At 50.5% G+C, this 22,185-nt stretch carries 20 protein-coding genes; 7 read left to right on the plus strand and 13 right to left on the minus strand.

The window, feature by feature from the left end; all coding sequences use genetic code 11:
- Positions 1-35: 35 nt before the first annotated feature.
- Complete coding sequence (aspA, locus tag L4D19_RS23285) at positions 36-1,496, minus strand: aspartate ammonia-lyase (protein ID WP_083652199.1); 1,461 nt, start codon at positions 1,494-1,496, stop codon at positions 36-38.
- A 456-nt stretch (positions 1,497-1,952) separates the two neighbouring features.
- On the opposite strand from aspA, the gene L4D19_RS23290 reads away from it, so the two are divergent.
- Positions 1,953-2,486: an FxsA family protein gene (locus L4D19_RS23290; RefSeq protein ID WP_428454447.1), complete on the plus strand. Its 534-nt coding sequence runs from the start codon at positions 1,953-1,955 to the stop codon at positions 2,484-2,486.
- 107 nt (positions 2,487-2,593) lie between these two features.
- Here the strand turns inward: L4D19_RS23290 and L4D19_RS23295 are convergent, their stop codons facing one another.
- Positions 2,594-3,961 carry an MATE family efflux transporter gene (locus L4D19_RS23295; protein WP_428454448.1) on the minus strand — a complete coding sequence of 456 codons (1,368 nt, stop codon included), beginning with the start codon at positions 3,959-3,961 and terminating at the stop codon, positions 2,594-2,596.
- A 209-nt stretch (positions 3,962-4,170) separates the two neighbouring features.
- Between L4D19_RS23295 and L4D19_RS23300 the strand changes: the two genes are divergently transcribed.
- Together L4D19_RS23300 and groL are read left to right on the plus strand one after the other, a co-directional pair.
- Positions 4,171-4,461 (plus strand): co-chaperone GroES, encoded by a 291-nt coding sequence (locus L4D19_RS23300; protein ID WP_075768202.1) that lies wholly within the window; start codon positions 4,171-4,173, stop codon positions 4,459-4,461.
- Positions 4,462-4,502: 41 nt separating this feature from the next.
- A complete protein-coding gene (gene groL, locus L4D19_RS23305; RefSeq protein ID WP_075768201.1) occupies positions 4,503-6,149 on the plus strand; it encodes a chaperonin GroEL in 1,647 nt (548 codons plus the stop codon).
- 724 nt (positions 6,150-6,873) lie between these two features.
- Here the strand turns inward: groL and L4D19_RS23310 are convergent.
- Positions 6,874-7,380, minus strand: coding sequence for an MgtC/SapB family protein (locus L4D19_RS23310; protein WP_428454449.1), 507 nt, complete (start codon positions 7,378-7,380; stop codon positions 6,874-6,876).
- A gap of 16 nt (positions 7,381-7,396) precedes the next feature.
- Positions 7,397-8,302: a 30S ribosomal protein S6--L-glutamate ligase gene (rimK, locus tag L4D19_RS23315; protein WP_428454450.1), complete on the minus strand. Its 906-nt coding sequence runs from the start codon at positions 8,300-8,302 to the stop codon at positions 7,397-7,399.
- Between the two features lie 81 nt (positions 8,303-8,383).
- Between rimK and L4D19_RS23320 the strand changes: the two genes are divergently transcribed.
- A complete protein-coding gene (locus L4D19_RS23320) occupies positions 8,384-8,506 on the plus strand; it encodes a hypothetical protein (protein ID WP_428454451.1) in 123 nt (40 codons plus the stop codon).
- A gap of 216 nt (positions 8,507-8,722) precedes the next feature.
- Here the strand turns inward: L4D19_RS23320 and alr are convergent, their stop codons facing one another.
- From alr to epmB, 3 genes are all read right to left on the minus strand, one after another.
- The gene (alr, locus tag L4D19_RS23325; RefSeq protein ID WP_428454452.1) at positions 8,723-9,937 is read right to left on the minus strand and encodes an alanine racemase; all 1,215 of its coding nucleotides are present in this window, start codon (positions 9,935-9,937) and stop codon (positions 8,723-8,725) included.
- A 40-nt stretch (positions 9,938-9,977) separates the two neighbouring features.
- On the minus strand, positions 9,978-11,594 hold the full coding sequence (locus tag L4D19_RS23330) for a methyl-accepting chemotaxis protein (protein ID WP_428454453.1): 1,617 nt from the start codon (positions 11,592-11,594) through the stop codon (positions 9,978-9,980).
- A gap of 231 nt (positions 11,595-11,825) precedes the next feature.
- Positions 11,826-12,848, minus strand: a complete 1,023-nt coding sequence (epmB, locus tag L4D19_RS23335) for an EF-P beta-lysylation protein EpmB (RefSeq protein ID WP_428454454.1) — start codon at positions 12,846-12,848, stop codon at positions 11,826-11,828.
- A 33-nt stretch (positions 12,849-12,881) separates the two neighbouring features.
- On the opposite strand from epmB, the gene efp reads away from it, so the two are divergent.
- Entirely contained in the window at positions 12,882-13,448 is a 567-nt protein-coding gene (gene efp, locus L4D19_RS23340) for an elongation factor P (protein ID WP_075768197.1), read from the plus strand.
- 176 nt (positions 13,449-13,624) lie between these two features.
- Positions 13,625-15,022 (plus strand): SPFH domain-containing protein, encoded by a 1,398-nt coding sequence (locus L4D19_RS23345; protein ID WP_428454455.1) that lies wholly within the window; start codon positions 13,625-13,627, stop codon positions 15,020-15,022.
- Positions 15,023-15,099: 77 nt separating this feature from the next.
- On the opposite strand, the gene frdD is transcribed toward L4D19_RS23345, so the two are convergent.
- The 4 genes from frdD to frdA are packed head-to-tail and all read right to left on the minus strand — an operon-like array spanning position 15,100 to position 18,413.
- On the minus strand, positions 15,100-15,462 hold the full coding sequence (frdD, locus tag L4D19_RS23350) for a fumarate reductase subunit FrdD (protein ID WP_428454456.1): 363 nt from the start codon (positions 15,460-15,462) through the stop codon (positions 15,100-15,102).
- A 10-nt stretch (positions 15,463-15,472) separates the two neighbouring features.
- The gene (gene frdC / locus L4D19_RS23355) at positions 15,473-15,856 is read right to left on the minus strand and encodes a fumarate reductase subunit FrdC (RefSeq protein WP_075768180.1); all 384 of its coding nucleotides are present in this window, start codon (positions 15,854-15,856) and stop codon (positions 15,473-15,475) included.
- Positions 15,857-15,858: 2 nt separating this feature from the next.
- Positions 15,859-16,599, minus strand: a complete 741-nt coding sequence (locus L4D19_RS23360) for a succinate dehydrogenase/fumarate reductase iron-sulfur subunit (RefSeq protein WP_075768179.1) — start codon at positions 16,597-16,599, stop codon at positions 15,859-15,861.
- Positions 16,599-18,413 (minus strand): fumarate reductase (quinol) flavoprotein subunit, encoded by a 1,815-nt coding sequence (gene frdA, locus L4D19_RS23365; protein WP_075768178.1) that lies wholly within the window; start codon positions 18,411-18,413, stop codon positions 16,599-16,601. Before frdA ends, L4D19_RS23360 begins: the two co-directional genes overlap by 1 nt.
- Positions 18,414-18,963: 550 nt before the next feature.
- Between frdA and epmA the strand changes: the two genes are divergently transcribed.
- The gene (gene epmA / locus L4D19_RS23370; protein ID WP_428454457.1) at positions 18,964-19,935 is read left to right on the plus strand and encodes an elongation factor P--(R)-beta-lysine ligase; all 972 of its coding nucleotides are present in this window, start codon (positions 18,964-18,966) and stop codon (positions 19,933-19,935) included.
- 320 nt (positions 19,936-20,255) lie between these two features.
- On the opposite strand, the gene L4D19_RS23375 is transcribed toward epmA, so the two are convergent.
- The gene (locus L4D19_RS23375) at positions 20,256-21,140 is read right to left on the minus strand and encodes a DMT family transporter (RefSeq protein ID WP_428454465.1); all 885 of its coding nucleotides are present in this window, start codon (positions 21,138-21,140) and stop codon (positions 20,256-20,258) included.
- Positions 21,141-21,315: 175 nt separating this feature from the next.
- The gene (locus tag L4D19_RS23380) at positions 21,316-22,041 is read right to left on the minus strand and encodes a carbonic anhydrase (protein ID WP_428454458.1); all 726 of its coding nucleotides are present in this window, start codon (positions 22,039-22,041) and stop codon (positions 21,316-21,318) included.
- Positions 22,042-22,185: the final 144 nt, after the last annotated feature.

The raw sequence follows: 22,185 nt of genomic DNA on the forward strand, positions 1-22,185 counted from the left end.
GACAATCCGCCGGGTTTTATCGCGTTTGCGTTTTATTAGTTGTAACGCTTCGCTTTATATTCTGGGTGCATCAGGTTTTGAACTGAGAAGATGTCATCTAGCTGAGCTTCAGTCAGCAGACCACGCTCTAGGACAACATCACGGACGCTCTTGCCTGTTTCAGCACAGATCTTACCGACGATGTCACCTTCGTGGTGGCCGATGAACGGGTTCAGGTACGTTACGATACCGATAGAGTTGAACACGAAGCTTTCACATACTTCTTTGTTCACTGTGATACCGTCGATACACTTGTCGCGTAGGTTGATAGAGGCATTTTTCAGCAGGTCGATAGACTCGAACAGTGCCTGGCCGATCACTGGCTCCATTACGTTCAGCTGAAGCTGACCGGCTTCCGCTGCGAAAGTAATGGTGGTGTCGTTACCGATCACTTTGAAGCAAACCTGGTTAACGACTTCTGGGATCACCGGGTTAACTTTCGCTGGCATGATAGAAGAACCTGCCTGCATTTCAGGAAGGTTTAGCTCGTTAAGACCTGAACGAGGACCTGAAGACAGCAGACGCAGGTCGTTACAGATCTTAGATAGCTTAACGGCTGTACGCTTAAGCGCGCCGTGAACCATAACATATGCGCCACAGTCAGACGTTGCTTCAATCAAGTCTTCTGCTGGTGTGCATGGCAGACCAGTGACTTCAGCCAGACGCTGAACGGCGAGTTCCTGGTAGCCTGTTGCTGCGTTCAGACCGGTACCGATTGCCGTTGCACCCAGGTTAACTTCCAGTAGAAGCTGGGCGGTGTGGCGAAGGTTTTTAATTTCTTCTTTGATCAGTACGCCGAATGCGTGGAACTCCTGACCGACAGTCATTGGGACTGCGTCTTGCAGCTGGGTACGGCCCATTTTTAGTACGTCAGCGAATTCTTTGTCTTTCGCGTCGAACGCACCTTTCAGGTACTCCAGTGCTTCAACCATGTTCATGATGCTGTTGTATACAGCGACACGGAAGCCTGTTGGGTAGGCACAGTTAGTTGACTGGCTCTTGTTGACGTGGTCGTTAGGGTTAACGATGTCATACTCACCTTTTTCTTTGCCCATTAGCTCAAGAGCAAGGTTTGCAATTACTTCGTTGGCGTTCATGTTAACTGAAGTACCGGCACCGCCCTGGTAGACGTCAGACGGGAACTGATCCATGCACTTTCCTGTTTCAAGGATCTCGTCACACGCTTTAACGATGTACTCGCCAACATCAGAAGGGATAACACCCAGCTCTTTGTTCGCCATTGCAGCGGCTTTCTTGGTGAAAACCATGCCGCGAACAAACTCTGGTACGTCAGAAATAGTCGTTTTGGAAATGTTGAAGTTTTCAACAGCACGAAGAGTGTGAATACCCCAGTATGCGTCAGCTGGGACGTGGCGATCGCCAAGAAGATCTTCTTCGATGCGGGTTGCAACGTTTAGAGTTGCTTCATTTTTTTCTAGATCAATCATCTGAGACATAGTGTAGCCTTAGTGGAATCTGCTAATGAAATTCAATTATTGAGCCAATTCTGAATGATTAGAATCCGTTCCGCAGAGATTTTGGCTAGATGATCGTACCTGACACCTATTGTCTGAAGCCGATAATACTCCCCTTTAGTGGTAAAAACATAATCCAGATCACTTTTTTAATCTGGCTGAAAACATTTGCACAAAAACACGATCTACATCACATTTAGTGTTAACGGCTCGCCGGTTGTTTATGTCGATTAATGAGCAAATATGACAAAATGTGAAGGTTCTGTTTTGCGTAGTCAGCGTGGGTTCAGGCTGCGTTTTTTGGTACACTCCAGAGGTTGAAAAAGGGCAATTTGTTCCTGATATTATAAGATAGAGCCTGGGGTGATGACTCCGGATGATTTCATCCGTTTCGCGTATACCCGTTTATCACAGACCGCAACCGCAAAGAGGTGAGTCGTGTTTCCTGTTTTACTATTTCTGTTTATTGTTGTTCCGATTATTGAGATCGCCCTGTTTGTTCAGCTAGGGGGATTTCTGGGCCTATGGCCAACGATTACACTGGTGTTGGTAACGGCGGTTGTCGGGGCATCGCTCGTACGGAGCCAGGGGATAGCTACCCTTATGTCGGTACAAAGCCGCCTGCAGCAAGGCGAGTTGCCTGCTCAACAAATTGTCGAAGGGGTGATGCTGGCTGTTGCCGGGGTACTGTTGCTGACACCGGGCTTTATGACTGATGCACTGGGGATGCTGGTATTGCTTCCGGCACCGCGTGCAATGCTGGCCAAGCAGCTGATGAGTCGGGTGAAGGTCCAGAACATGGGCTCGGGCTTTAGTGCCGGTTTCGGTGGCGGTCAGGGCTTCAGCGGCCAGGGACCGTTTGATCACCGTTCGGATTCATTCAATCAGCGTCCGTCCGACGGCGATGTGTTCGATGGTGAGTATGAGCGTAAAGATGAAGACAAGGACAACAATGATCGCCGGTTGCCTTAAATAGACACGGCAAGTATTGTGCAACAACGTGAATGTAGAAAGGCAGCCGAATGGCTGCCTTTTTGTTAATACTGTTCATATTTTTTGTCGGCCCAAAGGTGTGATCTTTAGCTTGGATTGGCCAGACTGCTGTACATGTGCCGCCGCATTTTGACCGCGTAAAGGTATGCTCCGATACCGCTCAGCAAGTTGGCGATGGCAATGCCGACAAATAATCCTTCGGTTCCGTTCATCCAGCTGCCCAGCCATGCTGCCGGCAGCAAGAAGGCAAACAGCCGCAGCAGGTTCCACACCAGGGCATGGACGGACTTGTGCATAGCGTTGAGAGCGCTGATGAGCAGCATGCACACGGCCTGCATGCCGTAGCTGATCGGAACCACAATCAAGTAGTGCCAGAGTTGCTCCTGAACGGCACTGTCCTGACTGAACAATGCCGATAACGGCCAGCTGAGCGGCACCATCATGATGAATATCAGCAGCTGGAACAAAATGGCAAAGCGCATCGCGGTAAACATTGCCTTGAAGGCACGCTGCGGGTTGTTGGCGCCTAGGTTCTGGGCCATGAACGGCATTAGTGCCGAGCCCAGCGCCATCATCACGAGCACCAGCAGGGATTCGATTCGCATCGCGGCACCGTAGGCGGCCACCGAGGTAGTGCCCTGATAGGCAAGCAGCGACATCAATATGGCTCCGGAAAGGGGAGTCAGGGCATTGGACAGGGCCGCCGGGGTGCCGACCTGCATGATTTGTTGCCAGTCCCTGCCGAGCAACCTCAGCTGCGGCATCGCCAGCAGTTTTTCTCTCTTGATTAAAATATAGAGGGAGCAGATCAGGGCGAAGGCCCAGCTGATCCCGCTGGCTATCGCCGCACCTCTTACGCCCAGTTCGGGAAACGGACCATAGCCAAAGATCAGTAAAGGATCGAGTACACCGTTGATCACCCCGGCCAGCATCATGATCTTGGCCGGTGTCTTGGCGTCGCCGGTGGCCCGGATGGCACTGTTGCCCGCCATCGGTATGACCAGCAACGGAATGGCCAGATACCAGATATCCATATATTGCTTGATGATTGGCAATAGCTCCGGTGATGCACCGATGAGCGAAAATAAGGGTTCGAGGGTCAGCAGGCCTATACTGGATGCTGTGATCATCAAAAGTACGGCCAACAACAGGCCGTGGCTGGCGAACCGGGCGGCAGTGTGATTGTCGCCGCTGCCCAGCAGGCGTCCTACCCGGGTTGAGATCCCGACACTGACGCCCATGGTGATACAGTTGAGGGCAAAGGTGACCGGAAAGGTAAAGCTGACCGCGGCCAGTGCCTCGGTGCCCAGCAGCGAGATAAAGAAGGTGTCGACCAGGTTAAACAGCAAGATCGCAACCATCCCGAATACCATCGGAACGGTTAACCGGCGCAGGACGATAGGAATGGGCGCTGATAAAAGCCCATGTTTGTCTGCTTTTCTTTCTGTTGCCATAGCTGTCTCATTATCGGGATGCCCGCCTACCCTAAAGCAAAGAGTGTGATCGGGCAAAAAGTCTGTGAGAATTTTTCTAAAAAAATAGCGTCGGGGGCTTGGGATCCAGAAAAACGTCCCAACATGTTTAGTTATCAGAAAAAGTTAGTGTGAAACCATGCTAGCTTTATTAATCGTATGGATATTACCAAAATCAGGAGAGACGACCGATGAACATTCGTCCTTTACATGACCGAGTTATCGTTGAGCGCCAAGAAGTTGAATCAAAATCTGCCGGCGGCATCGTTCTAACTGGTTCTGCAGCTGAAAAATCTACTCGCGGTACAGTACTGGCAGTAGGCAAAGGCCGCATCCTAGAAAACGGCACGGTACAGCCGCTGGACGTTAAAGTTGGTGATACTGTGATCTTTGCTGAAGGCTACGGCACGAAGTCTGAGAAGATCGACGGTAAAGAAGTCCTGATCATGTCTGAAAATGACATCATGGCAATCGTTGAATAATCCGATCACTACGAATAAAGAATTAAGAAAGGAAGAAAGACATGGCTGCTAAAGACGTTAAATTTGGTAACGATGCACGAGTTAAAATGCTGGAAGGTGTTAACGTTCTAGCTGACGCAGTAAAAGTAACACTGGGTCCTAAGGGTCGTAACGTTGTTCTGGACAAATCTTTCGGTGCACCAACTATCACTAAAGATGGTGTTTCTGTTGCGCGTGAAATCGAGCTGGAAGACAAGTTCCAGAACATGGGCGCACAGATGGTTAAAGAAGTTGCTTCTCAAGCCAACGACGCGGCGGGTGACGGTACGACGACAGCGACTGTACTTGCACAGTCTATCGTTAACGAAGGCCTTAAGGCAGTTGCTGCGGGCATGAACCCGATGGATCTTAAGCGCGGTATCGACAAAGCCGTTATTGCTGCTGTTGAAGAGCTAAAGACACTGTCTGTGCCATGTGCTGATACCAAGGCGATTGCTCAGGTAGGTACTATCTCTGCAAACTCTGACGAGACTGTCGGTAACATCATCGCAGAAGCAATGGATAAAGTAGGCCGTGATGGTGTTATCACGGTTGAAGAAGGTCAGGCTCTTCACGATGAGCTAGACGTTGTTGAAGGTATGCAGTTCGACCGCGGTTACCTGTCTCCTTACTTCATCAACAACCAGGAAGCGGGTTCAGTTGATCTGGAAAACCCATTCATCCTGCTTGTTGACAAGAAAGTCTCTAACATCCGTGAACTACTGCCGACTCTGGAAGCGGTAGCGAAAGCGTCTCGTCCACTGCTTATCATTGCAGAAGACGTAGAAGGCGAAGCTCTGGCGACGCTGGTTGTGAACAACATGCGCGGTATCGTGAAAGTAGCTGCTGTTAAGGCACCTGGTTTCGGTGACCGTCGTAAAGCAATGCTGCAAGATATTGCGGTACTGACAGCGGGTACAGTGATTTCTGAGGAAATCGGTCTGGAGCTTGAGAAAGTTCAGCTTGAAGACCTGGGTCAGGCGAAGCGTGTAACAATCACTAAAGAAAACACCACTATCATCGATGGTATGGGTGAAGAAGCGATGATTGAGGGCCGTGTTGCTCAAATTCGTCAGCAGATTGAAGAAGCAACGTCAGATTACGACAAAGAAAAACTTCAGGAGCGTGTTGCTAAGCTAGCAGGCGGTGTTGCGGTAATTAAAGTTGGCGCAGCCACTGAAGTTGAGATGAAAGAGAAGAAAGACCGTGTTGAAGATGCCCTACACGCCACGCGTGCAGCGGTAGAAGAAGGCGTGGTTGCTGGTGGTGGTGTTGCACTTATCCGTGCTGCTTCAAAAGTTGTAGGCCTTGAAGGCGCAAACGAAGAGCAGAACGTAGGTATCCGTGTTGCACTACGCGCTATGGAGTCTCCAATTCGTCAAATCACCAAGAATGCCGGTGACGAAGAGTCTGTGGTTGCTAACAACGTACGTGCTGGTGAAGGTAACTACGGTTACAACGCGGCAACAGGCGAGTACGGCGACATGATCGAAATGGGTATCCTGGACCCAACAAAAGTAACGCGTTCTGCACTGCAGTTTGCGGCTTCTGTTGCTGGCCTGATGATCACTACCGAAGCGATGGTTACTGACCTACCACAAGATTCTGCTCCTGCAATGCCTGACATGGGCGGCATGGGTGGCATGGGTGGTATGGGCGGCATGATGTAATTGCCGTAATCGCTCATCTCTTTGCAGCATTGGAACAATGCTGCTTTGAGCTGAACCATTACTCCCTTCTGCACTAGCAGATTGATTGAAAGCTGGAGCTCTGTCTCCAGCTTTTTTGTGCCTGTCGTATATTGCAAAGAGGCGGCAGCTTTTTGGGGCAAAATGCTTTCGTACCGACTATCCTCCTTGACGGCTAAGGCTACTTTCTTTCCTCGAATAGTTCATCCGTAAATTTCCTTAAAAAGCTGTACGCTTATTATTATTGTTTTAAAACAATAGTTTATCGTTAATATTGGAGTCTCTGGCTCATGGTGTTACTTTTGTTCTGCTTTTTGCTGAACAAAGCTCTATTTGCTGATCATGTTCGACAATATGAGAAGGGAAAAGCCATAAAAAGGCTGTGCAGGGTTCTCTGGAGAAAAAGCAGGAAAAGCTGCACGCTATTTTTACTGTTTAAATTCAGCTATTTACGAACTTAGTTGGGGTTGTTAGATCTAGGTGACTCATTGGCTCACATAAAAGCTGTTTTTGAGGTAAAAAGCTGTACGCGTGCTCGGCGTTTGCTGCACTTTTATAGTAGTAAGCTTTAAAGTATAAAAGCCAAAAAAGCTGAACAAATTAATTTTCAATAAAAACAATTACTTAAACATTGTGTGGTTGTCTTTGTTTTAAAGTCTATTTTTGCTCAGCTTTAAGTTGTACTTTCCTGGAAAAGGTGTACTGATTATCCCTCGGGTTGCTGCTGAGGCGGATTGCGCTTCATCAGTTTACGCTGACGACGGTCAGACCAATGGGCGTGAACCCCCTTGCGCAGAAAGCGCAGGCTATTTTCCAGCTTGTCGACGCCGAGCAGTACCGCAATCATGACACCCGTCATAATCACCGCGCTCTGACCATAGCCCAGCCCGATGGTGACGCCCAGCGCGGCCAGCATCCAGACCACAGCCGCTGATGTCACGCCGTGTATTTGGCCGTCACGGTTCATCATCACACCGGCACCGAGAAAGCCGATACCGGTGATCACCTGGGCCATGACGCGGGCAATGTCGGCATTGCTGGCAGACAGTGTTCGCCCGAGCGTGATAAAGCAGTAAGTGCCGACAATAATTAAGGTCGATGTACGGATCCCCACCGGCTTGCCTCGTAGCTGGCGCTCCAAACCGATCAGTGCGCCGCAGATCCCGCATTTCACTAGCGCAGGCCACGCAAAGGGGGCAATGTCAGGCCACATTGCATTTTCTCCTGGTTTATTGAAACGGTAGCCGGCGGCGTCCTTTTTTGGCGGCATGCTTTTCGATGTATTCGACAATCAGGCCGGCAATGTCTTTGCCTGTCGCGCTTTCGATCCCTTCCAACCCTGGTGAGGAGTTGACTTCCATCACCAGTGGTCCGCGTTTTGAGCGCAGCAGGTCAACACCGGCGACATTGAGCCCCATCGCCTTGGCGGCAGCAACGGCCGTCTTACGCTCTTCCGGGCTGATCCGGATGATAGCGGCACTGCCGCCACGGTGCAGGTTCGAACGAAACTCTCCGTCGGCAGCCTGGCGTTTCATTGCTGCAATCACCTTGTCGCCAATCACAAAGCAGCGAATATCGGCACCGCCGGCCTCCTCGATAAACTCCTGCACCATGATATTGGCTTTTAGGCCCATAAAGGCTTCAATCACGCTCTCGGCCGCTTTTTGGGTTTCTGCCAGTACGACGCCAATTCCTTGGGTACCCTCAAGCAGCTTGATCACCAACGGCGCACCACCGACCATTTTGATTAGATCGGGCACATCGTCGGGCTTGCTGGCAAACCCGGTGATAGGCATGCCGACGCCTTTGCGACTTAACAGCTGCAGTGAGCGCAGCTTGTCGCGAGAACGAGAAATCGCAATGGACTGATTGACCGAAAATACATCCATCATTTCAAACTGACGCAGTACCGAGCAGCCATAGAACGTAATGTCTGAACCAATACGGGGAATGATGGCATCAAAGCCGGTTAAATCATTACCCTCGAAGTGAATCGACGGCTGTACCGAGTTGATATTCATATAACAACGCAGTGCATTGATGATTACTGCCTCGTGGCCACGCTCTTCGCAGGCTAGGCGCAGGCGACGGGTGGAATACAGGTTTTCGTTCTGGGATAAAATGCCAATTTTCATTGCGTTACTCGTTATCAATAGTCAGAAAGGCTCAGCAAGACAAGTTTGGCTGCCTTCTATCCTGCTGAATGGAGCGCGACTATGCGCCCGAAATGGCTGAAAAGCGAGCGAAATGGCGATGATATTTTTTTATCGTCTGAACAAGGGAATTTGCTTGAACCCGGTGATTTCGAAGGAAGCATTTGGCTTGCGGCAGCCTTTTAGAGGCATGTTGAGTTTGTCAGGAAAAAAGCCAGAAAAGCTGTACGTAAATAAGCCCATAAAAATCAGACGTTTAACTTAATGTTTTGCATTTGTCTTGTGGCGAGGTGAAAGGTGCATCAATTAGCTGTTTTAGACGGGCAAAGCTGTACGTGTGAAATATCGCTATCAAGAAAAAGGCCAGCATGACGCTGGCCTTGAATGTCGATGAGGTCGTCCTTAGCGGTAGATACGTGGGTTGGTTGCTCCCCAAACCGTATAGTGCTCCGGTAGAATGCGACCGCTTTTCTCTTCGGTTTCTTCGCCAGTGATGTGCTCTGCGCCCTGGTGGCCAAAAATAACCACTTCGTCATTGGCCTGTACATCGATGATGTCGGTGACATCGACCATCGTGGTATTCATCGACGCCATTCCCATCACTTTCGCGCGCTGGCCGTTGATCAGTACGTCTGCCTTGTTACTTAAAGAGCGGGCAAAGCCATCAGAGTAACCGATAGGCAGGTTAGCCAGAACAGAGTCGCGCTCTAACACTTTTGTACTGCCGTAGCCGATGGTGCTGCCTGCCGGGAAGTGGTGAAGCGATGCGACGCGAGTTTTGAAAGAGACGATACGCTGATACGGTGCCGTCGCCGGGTAATCACCGTAAAGCATGCCGCCCGGGCGAACCATATCAAGGTGAGCTTCTGGCAAGTTCAGGGTAATGTACGAGTTGGCAACGTGAAGGGTAATGTCTTCACGCTTAAGCCCGGCACTGTCCATCAACCACTGGGTTTCTACCTTGAAGCGATCGACCTTGCGCTTGATTTCCTCAAGGCCTTCGTTCGGGAAGTGGGTCATCATACCGACAATTTCCAGGTTCGGGTTGCCGGCGATCTCGACTCCTTCTACCTGCCCCTCATAAGTTGTCAGATCCAGGCCGTTACGACCCATGCCTGAGGTATTCAATGCTAGGTGAACAGGAATGGTGGTGCCGTGGGCTCGGGCAATATCGATGATTTGGTCGGCTTGTGCCTTGGTGCCGATTAACTCTTCCATCTGGTATTCCAGCCCGACCTCGATCTCGTTCTTGCTTGCTGCACGCACGCGCATGATTTTGCCGGTATAGCCATGCTTACGTACGACGCGAGCTTCTTCGTTGCTGGTGATCCCCACGCACGGTACCTGATTGGCAATGATGCTCGGCACCAGGCCTGCGATGCCATTGCCGTACGCGTCGGCTTTCATGATGGCGCAGATTTTTGTCTCGGCGTTGAGTTGATTCTGGAGTAACTGAATGTTGCCTGAGAAAGCCTGGGTATCGATTTCCAGCCATGCATTGCTTGATTGAATGCGCTCTTCGCGTTCGCTGTTGTCAAAATCAACCAGCAGAGGGGCGGCTTCAACGGCAGTGTGGCCCGTTAGGGCAAGAGCAAGGAGGCTAAGCTTCAGTTTCAAAATGTATTTCCTATTATTTACGGTTAAAAAGGCTGTTAAGTTATAGGGTGAACAGCTGCACCACTTTGCGCAGTTCAGTCGCCCGGCGTTTGAGCTCCTCGACCCCTTGCTGGGCTTCTTGGGTCGAGAGTCGGTTCTCATCAGCGCTGCTGCTGAGTGCGGCGACATTGGATGACAGGTGCTCGGCGGCGAAAGCCTGTTCCTTGACGGATTCGGTGATTTCTTCCATTCCTTCGGTGACCGACGTAATTTCAGTACGGAATCCGTTGAGGGATTCATTGGCCTGATCGGCATGCTGTACGCAGTTGTCGACCTGTCCGACGGCAGATTGCATGGTGTCGGTGGCCCCGCTGGTGTCACTCTGGATGGTATTGATCATGGAGCCGATCTCTACCGTGGCCTTGGCTGTGCGCTCTGACAGCTGGCGAACCTCATCGGCGACGACGGCAAACCCGCGTCCCTGCTCGCCGGCCCGGGCAGCCTCGATGGCGGCATTGAGTGCCAGCAAATTGGTCTGATCGGCGATATCTTTGATCACCTCGACAATGGAGTTAATGTCATTGGCACGGCCATCAAGCTGGTGAAGCTTTTCGGCAACGGTATTCGTTTCGAGTTGGACACTCTGCATGCCTGTCACGGCATGGTTGATGGCCCCGACAGTGTCCTGGGTATGTTGCTCGAAATGGGTCATCTTTTGATTGGCGAGAGTGACCACTTCCGAGATGCTCTGAGAGCTGGTTGCCAGCTCTTCGATGGCGGTTGCACTGTTGCCGACATTCTCGGCCTGTTCGACGGAGCGTTCGGTAACGGCTTGGATCAGAGTGTCGAGCTGGGTGCTAACGGCTGCAACGCTGTCTGTGGACTGGTTGATTTCCAGCAGGCGCTCACGCAAGGCGATCATAAAAGTGTTGAATGACTGCGACATGGTGCCGACTTCGTCTTTGCTGGTTACCGGTACTTGCTGGGTTAGGTTCCAGTCTCCATTGGCAATGTTGAGCAGTACGGCATTGAGGGCATTAATCGGCGCGACAAGACGATTGGCAAAAAGACGGGCGACAATCAGAGCCAGAGCCATAACGATCACTGCAGTGATACAGACCAGCTTAAGTTCACCTTCAATCATGGCATCGACTTCACTCAGGGAGACATCGACACCGATGACATAGGTGTCGCCTGCCTGTGTGCGAAACGGAACGAAAATCGAGCGGTACCTGCCGTATTCACCTTGGTATTCTTCGAATTGAACTTGCTGGGTGGCAAAGGCCTTGTGCAGCATTTTCGGCACGATCTTGTATTCTTCCAGGTACCAGTTTTGGTAGCGACCTGAGCGTGCCTCGTCATCGGTTTGGTTGATATAGGTGTAATACACCCGACCGTTTTTCATTACGGTCGAGTAGGCCCAATCCAAATCTGAGGCCTGGGTAAAGCTGGTCAGGTTGCGGGAAATGTCGTCGTAATTGCTGCCGGCTTTGTCCAGGTGATCATGTCGCCCGTCACCGATTATTTTATTGGTGGCATGGGCTGCCGTTGTCAGCTCTGTATTCAGGCTGCTAATGGTTCTGTTTTGCAAAGCCTGGTAGGAAAAAGTGGATAGCACCAGGATGATGATGAGTGAGAGAGCTGCAAAACATGCCGATAATTTAGTTTTAAGGTTCATTTTGTTAGTTGCTTCTTATCATGTGATATTCGTTCCATAATTGTGTTGCATGGACAATATGCGACATATCACTCAAAGCACTTAAGTAGACGGGCGTCGTTCGCTGTTTTTTTCTACGTTTTGCTGAGAGAAGGGGCGGAGATAAGAGGTGGGTAGATAGGGAGATGCTGAAAATGGGTTTGCGCTACTAATCGTGCAAACCCATCGAGTTAGGTGGGACTAACAGGGAGATTACTCGAGGTGAAGATCAAGCGGGGTTTTGCTGTTTCTTCCCCCAATTTCTCGGGTCAGGCGGGGAACCAGATAGCCCGAAACATTCTCCAGGAGCCCCGCGATGAGTCTGCGCGCCTGCTCGTCATCGACCATGAAGTGCGCTGCTCCCTGTACCTTGTCCAGTACATGGAGGTAGTAGGGCAGGATACCGGCACCAAACAGAGCCTCGCTCAGTTGCGAGAGGGCTCCGACCGAATCATTCACCCCTCTTAGCAGAACACCTTGGTTGAGTAGCGTGACATTGGCCTGCTTGAGTTTGGTCATCGCCTGGCGAAATTCGTCATTGATTTCGTTGGCATGGTTGATGTGAGTCACCAGAACAGTCTGCAATCGGCTTTGCTTAAGCAGCATGCACAGTTGTCCGTTAATACGTGCCGGAAGTACCACGGGCAGGCGAGAGTGGATCCGAAGACGTTTGATATGCGGGATCCGGTCGATCCTTTCGATCAGCCACTGCAGCTCATGATCCTTGGCCATCAGAGGATCACCGCCGGAAAGAATGACCTCGTTGACCTCGGGCTGGGTTGCAATATAGTCGAGTGCGGTCTGCCAGTGGCGCTTGCTGCCCTTGTTGTCCTCGTAGGGGAAATGACGGCGGAAGCAGTAGCGGCAGTTGACCGCGCAGCCTCCTTTTACAATCATCAACACCCTGTTCTTGTATTTGTGCAGTAGGCCGGGAATGGCATTGTCCTGCTCTTCCAGCGGATCGAGGGAATAACCGCTATGTACCTCGAACTCTTCTTCGAGCGGGAGTACTTGCCGCAGTAACGGGTCGTAGGGGTTGCCAACTTCCATTCTTTCGACAAAGCTCATAGGAACACGGAGCGCAAATAATTTCCGGGCAGCGAGGCCTGATTCCCAGGGAGTCGGATCAATTTCCAGGGTTTTGAGCAGCAGAAAGGGATCGGATATCGCATTCGCTAGATCATTGAGCCAGTTTTGCTCAACAGTTGATGCGTTTCGGGTTATTATATGCGGCATTAAATACAACTCGAAGATGTTAAGAGGATAGAAATGGCGTCTTTCAGCACCAATGAATTCCGCGGCGGAATGAAAATTATGCTAGATAATGAACCATGTGTCATTATCGAAAACGAATTTGTTAAGCCTGGTAAAGGCCAGGCGTTCAACCGCGTTAAGATCCGTAAGCTACTTTCAGGCAAGGTGCTTGAAAAGACTTTCAAGTCTGGTGAGTCGGTTGAAGCTGCAGACGTAATCGATATCGATCTTGATTACCTGTACAACGATGGTGAATTCTACCACTTCATGAATAACGAAACATTCGAGCAGCTTGCTGCAGATGTTAAAGCTGTTGGTGATAATGCGAAGTGGCTGGTAGAGAACAATACTTGTACGCTGACGCTGTGGAACGGTAACCCAATCACTGTGACTCCACCTAACTTTGTTGAGCTGGAAGTGGTTGAAACTGATCCAGGTCTGAAAGGCGATACTCAGGGTACAGGTGGTAAGCCTGCAACACTAACTACAGGTGCTGTAGTACGTGTACCACTGTTCATTCAGATTGGCGAAGTAGTCAAAGTTGATACGCGTAGCGCTGAATACGTAGGCCGTGTGAAGTAATCACTGCCTACTGTTGAAAAAAGGTCGCCTCGGCGGCCTTTTTTGTTGCCTGTAACTTAAGCAAAATCAGTAATATTAGTTTGTTGGCATTGTCTTTATGAAGCTGGTTGTATTTGTTGTTAGAATCGTTTCTATTTATTGATTCACAACAACAATATAGCTAGGTAAACGAAGAAATGGATTTTAAGCCGCAAGCAAGCACAACATTAAAGAAGAAAATATCATTGCCAGTCGTGGGGGGAGTTCTCGGCGTATCAGCACTGATTGGTCTCGTTAACAGCTCCGTTCTAATGACTGATGCCGGTTATACCTACGTGCATCAGAACAACGTGACGGGTGAGCTGGACGTGTTTAACGAGCCGGGGATTCACTTCCGGATGCCATTCTTGTCTAAGATCACTAAATATGATCAGGTGATTACCGTCTCTTATGGTAATACGACGGGTGAAGACTTCTACCAGCGCCTGCCTCCGATCCAGGTACGCTTTGCCGATACCTATATTGGCAATATTCCCGTAACTTTCCGTTTCAAGCTGTCGCTTGACCCTGAATCGGTGAAAAAAATGCACCGAGAGTTTCGCAACAACAGCAATTTGATTGATGCCTTGCTGGTTAAAAATGCCCGCAATGTTACAGTGATCACCGCAACCCAATACACCGGGGAAGAGTTTTTCCAGGGCGGGCTTAACCAGTTCAAGTCTAAGCTGGGGGATCAGCTTCGTGACGGTATTTACATGACAGAGCGTCGCCAGGTCGAGGTCGAGCAGATTGACTTGGCACCGGTTGGGGTCAATCAGTCCAACTCTAATCAGCTGCAGCGTACCCAGCAGCTGGTTTGGAAGACAGTACCGGTATTGGATGCGCAGGGTAACCCCGAGCGCCAGAACAACCCGCTACAACAATACGGTATTGCCGTTACCCAGGTGACAATCGGTGATCCGAAGCCGGAAGACCAATTGAACAAGCTGCTAATGGATAAGAAGCGTCTGGTTGCCGATCGTATTCGTGCCATCCAGGAGCAGGAAACCTCAAAGGCGCAGGCCGAAACCGAACAGTTGCGCAAAGAAATCCAGCGTACCCGTGAGGTACAGGATGCCCAGCGTAACAAAGAGCTGGCGATTATTGCCCAGCAAAAAGAAGTCGAAGTTGCCCGCCAGATAGCGGAACGGGAAATTGTCGAGGTCGAGAAAAAGAAACGCCTGGCTGAGGTAGACAAAGAGAAAGAGTTGGCGATCGCTCAGGCAAACCTCGAAATCCAAAAGGCCAATGCGCTTTCTGCAGAGTATGAAGCGAAGGCGATTTTGGCCAAGGGTCGTGCGGAAGCGGAGATCCTGAAAGCGAAATATGATGCCTACGGTGCGAACCGTGATGTGTATCTGGCCGAGCTGAACCGCGATGTCTCGACGGCGCTGTACCAGAACCTGAAGAACTACCAGGTGCAGATGCCTAATAACTATTTTGGCGGCAGTGAAGGCGGAAAGCTAACCACCAACCTTGATGTGATCACAGGTTTCGGGGCGTTAGGTATTTTAGAGCAGAGCCAGAAAATGGCCGAGTCGAACCCGAAGAAATAATGCTGGCTCAAGAGCATGAATAAAAAAAGCACCGCTCGTGCGGTGCTTTTTTGTAACGGTCATTTCTTGTCTTGAGATTAGATCATGAAGACAAAGATAACCGCCAGTGCAGATACCAGGAAGGCAGAAGCGTAACACGCTACCTTACCCGCCACGCCTGTGTGGAATTTCAGGTCGTGCATACCGTGGTGCAGACGGTGCATCGCGTGCCACATTGGAAGTGCCAGTGTCGCAATCGTGAATAGTGCACCGATGATGCTGGTCACGAAGCCTGATACGCGCTCGTAGCTCATTGCTTCGGCATCAAGCATGCCCAGTGGAACCATGATACCCAGTACCAGTACAGTCACAGGTGTCAGCATTGCAAACCAAGTACCGCCAGCACCGAACAGACCCCACCATACTGGCTCGTCAGAACGTTTAGGATTTAGATTAACCACGTGGTTCTCCTTAAACTAGTACTAGAACGAACAGTGAGATTGCAGCAACTGCCGCCCACTGAGCCAGAACAACAACTTTCTTATCCAGCTTCTTGCCTTTGATCTGGATAGGCATCACCTGAGGCATCATGCTGAAGAAAGTTTGCGCGTGGAACAAGCTGCCTGCCAGAGCCAGAATGTTCAGAACCACAACGACTGGGTTAGCCATAAATTCTAGCCAGCCCGCCCATGCTTCAGGGCCCTTCACTAGGCTACCCAGACCGAAAGTCAGGCAGATAGTGAAGAAAATCAACGGTAATACAGTTGCTTCACGTACCATGTAGAAGCGGTAGAAAGGATGATCCTTCCACCAGGTACGCTTCATTTCGCGAACGTAAGGTTTACGATTGCTCATCCTTATGCCTCCTGAGGTTTGATCATCGCAATAACGAAATCTTTAGATGATTCCACTTTGCCCTGGTTTACCGCAGCGGCAGGATCGACGCTCTTCGGACAAACTTCAGAACAGTAACCAACAAATGTACAGCCCCAAGCACCGTTTTCGCCGTTGATTAGCTTCATACGCTCATCAGCACCGTTGTCACGGCTGTCCAGGTTGTAGCGGTGAGCCAGCGTCAGTGCCGCCGGGCCGATGAACTCTGGGTTCAGGCCAAACTGAGGACATGCCGCGTAGCACAGGCCACAGTTGATACAGGCAGAGAACTGCTTGTACTTCGCCATTTGCTCTGGGGTTTGGTTGTTTGGACCATCTTCAGGCTTACGATCGTTACCGATGATGTAAGGCTTGATCGCTTCCAGACGCTCGATGAACGGGGTCATGTCAACAATCAGGTCTTTCTCGATCGCGAAGTTAGACAGCGCTTCGATCTTCAGGCCGTTCGGGTAGTCACGCAGGAAGGTCTTACAGGCCAGTTTTGGCACCTTGTTGACCATCATGCCGCAAGAACCACAGATAGCCATACGGCAAGACCAGCGGTAAGCCAGATCCTTGTCTAGGTTATCTTTGATGTAACCCAGTGCATCAAGCACAGACATGGTTTCGTTAAACGGAACTTCGAACATCTCGAAGTACGGTTCTGCATCTTTCTCTGGGTCATAACGCAGAATTTCAACTTTTTGGATACGGTTGCCTGACATTATGCCTGCTCCTCTTTATTCGCTGCCGCTTCTGCTGCTTCTTTCGCTGCTGCCTCTTCTGCCGCGGCACCGTATAGACGGGCTTTAGGCTGAGACTTGGTGATTGTCACGTCGCTGTATTCGATGCGAGGTGCTTGATCACCGTTGTAGAATGCTAGCGAGTGCTTCAGGAAGTTCACGTCATCACGCTCGGTGCAGTTGTCGTCAAGACGCTGGTGTGCACCACGTGATTCACGACGCAGGATCGCGGAGTGAGCCATTGCCTGAGCAACTTCCAGGCCGTAACCGACTTCAATTGCGTAAAGCAGATCGGTATTGAATACCTTGCCCTTGTCTTTGATGCTGATCTTCTTGTAACGCTCACGAAGTTCGGCAAGCTTGTCGACCGTTGCCTGCATCAAATCTTCCTGGCGATAGATACCACAGCCGGCTTCCATGGAGTGACCCATTTCTGTACGGATATCCGCCCAGTTTTCGTCACCGTCCTGAGAAAGCAGGGTATCGATACGGTCTTGAACCGCCTGTACTTGCTTGGCAATAGACTCTTCGTTCCAGCCTTTGAATTCCGCAGCACGTTTTGCCGCGCCTTCACCCGCCAGGCGGCCGAAGACTACAAGCTCTGCCAGTGAGTTAGAGCCCAGACGGTTTGCACCGTGCAGACCAACAGACGAACATTCACCAACCGCAAACAGGCCAGAGATACGGGTTTCGTTGTTCTTGTCTGTTTCGATACCACCCATGGTGTAGTGCACGGTTGGGCGAATTGGGATCGGCTCTTCTGCCGGATCAACGTTCACGTAGGCTTTGGCAAGTTCACAGATGAACGGCAGACGCTCGTGCAGGTATTCTTTACCCAGGTGACGAAGGTCAAGGTGCACTACATCACCCAGTGGGTGTTTGATAGTGTTGCCTTTTTGCATCTCGTGCCAGAATGCCTGAGAAACTTTGTCTCGTGGACCCAGTTCCATGTATTTGTTCTTAGGCTGACCGATTGGTGTCTCTGGACCCATGCCGTAATCTTGCAGGTAACGGTAGCCATTTTTGTTCAGCATGATACCGCCCTCACCACGACAACCTTCGGTCATCAGGATACCGGTGCCAGGCAGGCCGGTTGGGTGGTACTGAACGAATTCCATATCACGAAGCGGTACACCGTGGCGGAAGGCCATTGCCATACCGTCGCCGGTTACGATACCGCCGTTGGTGTTGCAGTTGTATACACGACCTGCGCCACCGGTTGCCAGTACAACAGACTTGGCTTTGATACAAACCAGCTCGCCTTCAGACATGTGAATAGCAACCAGGCCTTGTACTTCGCCTTCTTCTACCAGAAGATCAACCACGAAGTACTCGTCAAAGCGGTTGATTTGCGTGTATTTGATAGACGTCTGGAATAGGGTGTGCAGCATGTGGAAGCCAGTTTTGTCGGCTGCGAACCAGGTACGCTCAACCTTCATGCCACCAAAACGGCGAACGTTAACGTCACCGTTTTCCTTACGGCTCCAAGGACAACCCCACTGTTCCAGCTGGGTCATCTCGCGAGTCGCGTTTTCTACGAAATATTCAACAACGTCCTGTTCACATAGCCAGTCACCACCACCAACCGTGTCGTTGAAGTGATTATCCAAGCTATCCTCATCCTTGATGACGGCAGCGGAGCCACCCTCTGCAGCTACGGTATGAGAGCGCATTGGGTAAACTTTTGAAATTAGTGCAATTTCTAAGTCTGGGTTTGCTTCTGCAGCAGCAATGGCAGCACGTAGGCCTGCACCACCTGCGCCGATTACAGCGATATCTGTGGTAATAGTCTTCACAGCTATCCTCCGAAGGTAAGACGATAAAATTTAAAAAAGTACGCTTTCGCGTACTTTCCCTTGAAATCCTGACTTCATTCTATGAAACAATATCGATAGAAAATTTGATTTAGACGCAGCTTTTTTATCGAAATAGCCCCAAAGTATAAGGTGATTACAGAAAGTGTGATTATTGTCACAAGTTGTCATGTTTTGTGATTGTTAATTGACCGTTTTATTTTGTGTGAATTGTTTCTGGCTCATTAACGGTGTGTTTCGTGCTTGGTTGTTAACTGACTCATTTAAAAAGGAAACTAAATCATTAGTGGTAGTTGGATGTGACAGAATGTTGTATTTATTTCCATTTGGTGTAGTTGTTGTTGCTGAGTGGTGTTGTTTTGGTGGCGGTTTTGATGTGATTGGCGCGCTGTGATGATGTTTGGCTATTCATAATTCTTCACAACTATGGCTGATGCTCTTGTGGTATGGACAAGGATGGTGGCTGTGGTGAATTAAGGAGTTTGGTAGACTGATGCGCAACTGATTTCTCCCGACTGAAAAGAAGTAGACTATGACCTTTAACTGGCAACCGACAGCCTCAATCGCGCAGCTGAAACAGCGTGCGGCGACTATCGCTACAATTCGTGATTTCTTTGCCCGCCGAGAGGTGCTGGAAGTTGATACGCCAGCGATGAGCCAGGCAACAGTGACGGATATTCATCTTCATACTTTCCAGACTGAGTTTGTCGGGCCGGGTTATGCTAAAGGACAGACGCTGTACCTGATGACCAGTCCTGAATTTCACATGAAGCGGTTATTATCCGCGGGCAGTGGCCCTATTTATCAGATCTGTAAGTCATTTCGAAACGAAGAGTCTGGCCGGTTCCACAACCCTGAATTCACGATGCTGGAGTGGTATCGCCCGGGGTTTGACCATCACGCTTTGATGGATGAAATGGATGAGTTACTGCAGTTGGTGCTGGGCTCGGATCAGGCTGTACGAATGACTTACCAGCAGGCGTTTGTCGATATACTGGGGGTTTGTCCGCTGGAGGGCAGTATGGCGGATCTGAAACTGGCGGCATCGGTGTTGGGACTGAACGATATCGCCGAGCCCGAAGATGATCGCGATACCTTGTTGCAATTGCTGTTCAGTGTCGGCGTTGAGCCGAAAATAGGGCAGCAAGTCCCTGCTTTTGTATATGACTTTCCAGCCTCCCAGGCTGCGCTTGCGCAAATTAACCCTACCGATCCGCGCGTGGCTGAGCGTTTCGAGGTGTACTTTAAGGGGGTTGAGCTGGCGAATGGTTTCCATGAGTTGGCTGATGGCGACGAGCAATTGGCCCGTTTTGAAGAAGATAACCGCAAGCGCCTGAAAATGGGTTTGCCACCTCAGCCGATTGATCACTATTTGGTTGAGTCCCTACGTGCAGGTTTTCCTGATTGCGCAGGGGTTGCGCTTGGCGTGGATCGTTTGATCATGCTGGCGCAGCAACTGGATCATATTGATCATGTTACGGCATTTCCGATCAATATTGCCTGATAACAGGTGATGTGTTGCCAGAAATGATCTAGCACAAGAAGCGCGGCCCAGGCCGCGCTTTTTATGTGGGCTATCAACCAGATACCAGAATCGTACAGAGGGTTGCCGACACTGCTGCCTGGTTATACCGTTTCTTCGCCAGTTGAAACGGAGTTTACTCCCTGACTTATTTGCAGGAAGCTGGGGGAAACATCTTTAGGCTAGCGACAGGCGGCAAGTTAGGATTTCAAGGCGTCTTATCGAAGCGGTTCAAACTATAAGCAATCTCGCAACTAAATGCAAACGGTTATCACTTGCAATTGGTGGCATCAGCAAGCGTGCTAACTGCCGACGATTAAACTGGTGCCTATAACAGCCAAAAAGGCTCCCACCCAGGCACTCTTGTTGGGGATGCTGCCGGTGTGCAGCCAGAGCAACGGCAGGACCATGATGGGTGTCGTTGAAGAGAGCAGGGCGACCATGCCAACATCGCCATAGCGCAGTGCATAGAGAATCAAGGTCATACCGACAGCCATCGCGAGAAAGCCATTGGCGGCAACCATGGTCAAAATGGGCAGGGAGATAGGCCTTACCGGCCGAAAAATAGGGACGCCACTCATTCGCAGCAATAAATGGGCACCGAATGCGCTGGCCATTCTGACGGCGGAAGCGGCGACTGGGTCTATATTGGTTTGCATGACCGGCTTGGCGATGACGGCCCCGAGAGACTGGCATAAAGCGGCAACCAATCCCAGTGCGATAGCTATCCAGAGCTTGCCCTGTATTTCTTCCCAGGCATGGCTTTTCTGCTGGCCAAAAAAGATGGCGCTGATGACGCCGAGAAAAACCAGCAGGCCGCCTGCCAGTTTCCAGCCGAGCAAGACTTCGTTAAATAGCCAGATCCCCAGCAGGGCGGAAAATACGGCATGGCAGGAAAAGAGCAACCCGCCTCGTCGTGGCCCGATCCGGTTAAAGCAGGAGAACAGGGCCGTATCGCCGATAAAAATCCCCACCAACCCAGACAGGATCATGATCCAGGCATAGTTCCACTGCATGCTGTCCCAGCCGCCGTTAAACATAGCCATGACAGATAGCATCAGGGTGACGCAGGCCATCCGCCAGCGGCTATAGGCAAAAGCGCCAAGGTGGCGGGCGGGGGCGACAGAGATCAGGCTGCTCAGTGCCCATAGCAAGGCAGCACCGAGCGTAAGCCATTCATACCCAATAATTCCGTGTGGCATCACTATCCCTGTCAGTAAGTCGGTACCGGAAGTGCTCCGGGGCCTGTAGCCGGCTCATCTTACCGCAAGGGAAGGAGGCCTGCTGATAAAGGAACTAGCTATTTTTTCATACTGGGTATGAGAGATTTTCATGTTCTGTTAAGTGTTACCGTATTGGCTCCTACTCAAGCACTAACCGGGCGTTGACTGGCTGAAGTGGGCGGGCGTTGTCCCCCATGACCTGATGCAGTGCCTGTATTTGCTGTTCGGAGCCTGTTAAGTGATCTTTCATGACAAACCAACGGACTCCTTCACTGCAGGGTGGAGTCGTCAGGCTACCGTTGAAGCGATAATACTCCCGTTCTCTGGGTAAGAAATCGGCGGGATTTAGTGCGGTAGAGACCGACTGTGTCTCCCCCTTGGTGGGGATAGTGGAGAGCAGCGTACTGAGCTGATCATTAGCGCGCGGCCCGGTATCGAACATGACTCCGATAACCGCCAGTTGTCCGTCGGGAGTGGCATGAACAAAATGGGCCTCGAGAGGGAACTGCTTGCTCTTCAGGTAGTTTTCGGAAGGTGTGTGAAAGTGAAACTGCTTGAGCTCGAATGTTTTTCCATCAACCTTAAGAAAGCTGCCGGCTGTCACATTGGCCTGAACAGTATGGCCGTTGTTAGTCAGCTCACTGACTTGTCCTTTGTATTCAATATGCAAAGGGACCAGTTCAGCTTGGGTTGTGGCATTAATATCGATAGGCGTCTGATTGACCCCTTCACCACATGTGGTGAACGTTTTTCCCCAGTGTTCGACCCCATGTTCACCGGTATAGCTCCATTCGGCAGCTAAAGAGGTTGTTACCCAGGTTGCCGCGATGGCAAGTACGACTGTTGATAGTGTTTGCTTTTTCACGATACTGTCCTTTTTATACGTTTTAAGTTACCCGATCAATTTAAGCAAAGATTATTCAGGTCAGTTTAAGTAATGGGAAAAACTGTCATCGATATCGAATAGTTCTTATTTCATCGCGTTGTTAATGAAAACAATGGTTACGGA

This window comes from Photobacterium kasasachensis (assembly GCF_050336885.1).
Taxonomy (GTDB): Bacteria; Pseudomonadota; Gammaproteobacteria; order Enterobacterales; family Vibrionaceae; genus Photobacterium; species Photobacterium kasasachensis.

Bases quoted from the DNA above. Each gene is read 5' to 3' on its own strand.
- efp (WP_075768197.1), top strand. From the start codon at position 12,882: ATGGCGTCTTTCAGCACCAATGAATTCCGCGGCGGAATGAAAATTATG.
- L4D19_RS23330 (WP_428454453.1), bottom strand. From the start codon at position 11,594: ATGAACCTTAAAACTAAATTATCGGCATGTTTTGCAGCTCTCTCACTC.
- epmB (WP_428454454.1), bottom strand. From the start codon at position 12,848: ATGCCGCATATAATAACCCGAAACGCATCAACTGTTGAGCAAAACTGG.
- aspA (WP_083652199.1), bottom strand. From the start codon at position 1,496: ATGTCTCAGATGATTGATCTAGAAAAAAATGAAGCAACTCTAAACGTT.
- epmA (WP_428454457.1), top strand. From the start codon at position 18,964: ATGACCTTTAACTGGCAACCGACAGCCTCAATCGCGCAGCTGAAACAG.
- L4D19_RS23300 (WP_075768202.1), top strand. From the start codon at position 4,171: ATGAACATTCGTCCTTTACATGACCGAGTTATCGTTGAGCGCCAAGAA.
- L4D19_RS23310 (WP_428454449.1), bottom strand. From the start codon at position 7,380: ATGTGGCCTGACATTGCCCCCTTTGCGTGGCCTGCGCTAGTGAAATGC.
- L4D19_RS23360 (WP_075768179.1), bottom strand. From the start codon at position 16,599: ATGTCAGGCAACCGTATCCAAAAAGTTGAAATTCTGCGTTATGACCCA.
- L4D19_RS23320 (WP_428454451.1), top strand. From the start codon at position 8,384: ATGCGCCCGAAATGGCTGAAAAGCGAGCGAAATGGCGATGATATTTTT.
- rimK (WP_428454450.1), bottom strand. From the start codon at position 8,302: ATGAAAATTGGCATTTTATCCCAGAACGAAAACCTGTATTCCACCCGT.
- groL (WP_075768201.1), top strand. From the start codon at position 4,503: ATGGCTGCTAAAGACGTTAAATTTGGTAACGATGCACGAGTTAAAATG.
- L4D19_RS23295 (WP_428454448.1), bottom strand. From the start codon at position 3,961: ATGGCAACAGAAAGAAAAGCAGACAAACATGGGCTTTTATCAGCGCCC.
- L4D19_RS23345 (WP_428454455.1), top strand. From the start codon at position 13,625: ATGGATTTTAAGCCGCAAGCAAGCACAACATTAAAGAAGAAAATATCA.
- frdC (WP_075768180.1), bottom strand. From the start codon at position 15,856: ATGAGCAATCGTAAACCTTACGTTCGCGAAATGAAGCGTACCTGGTGG.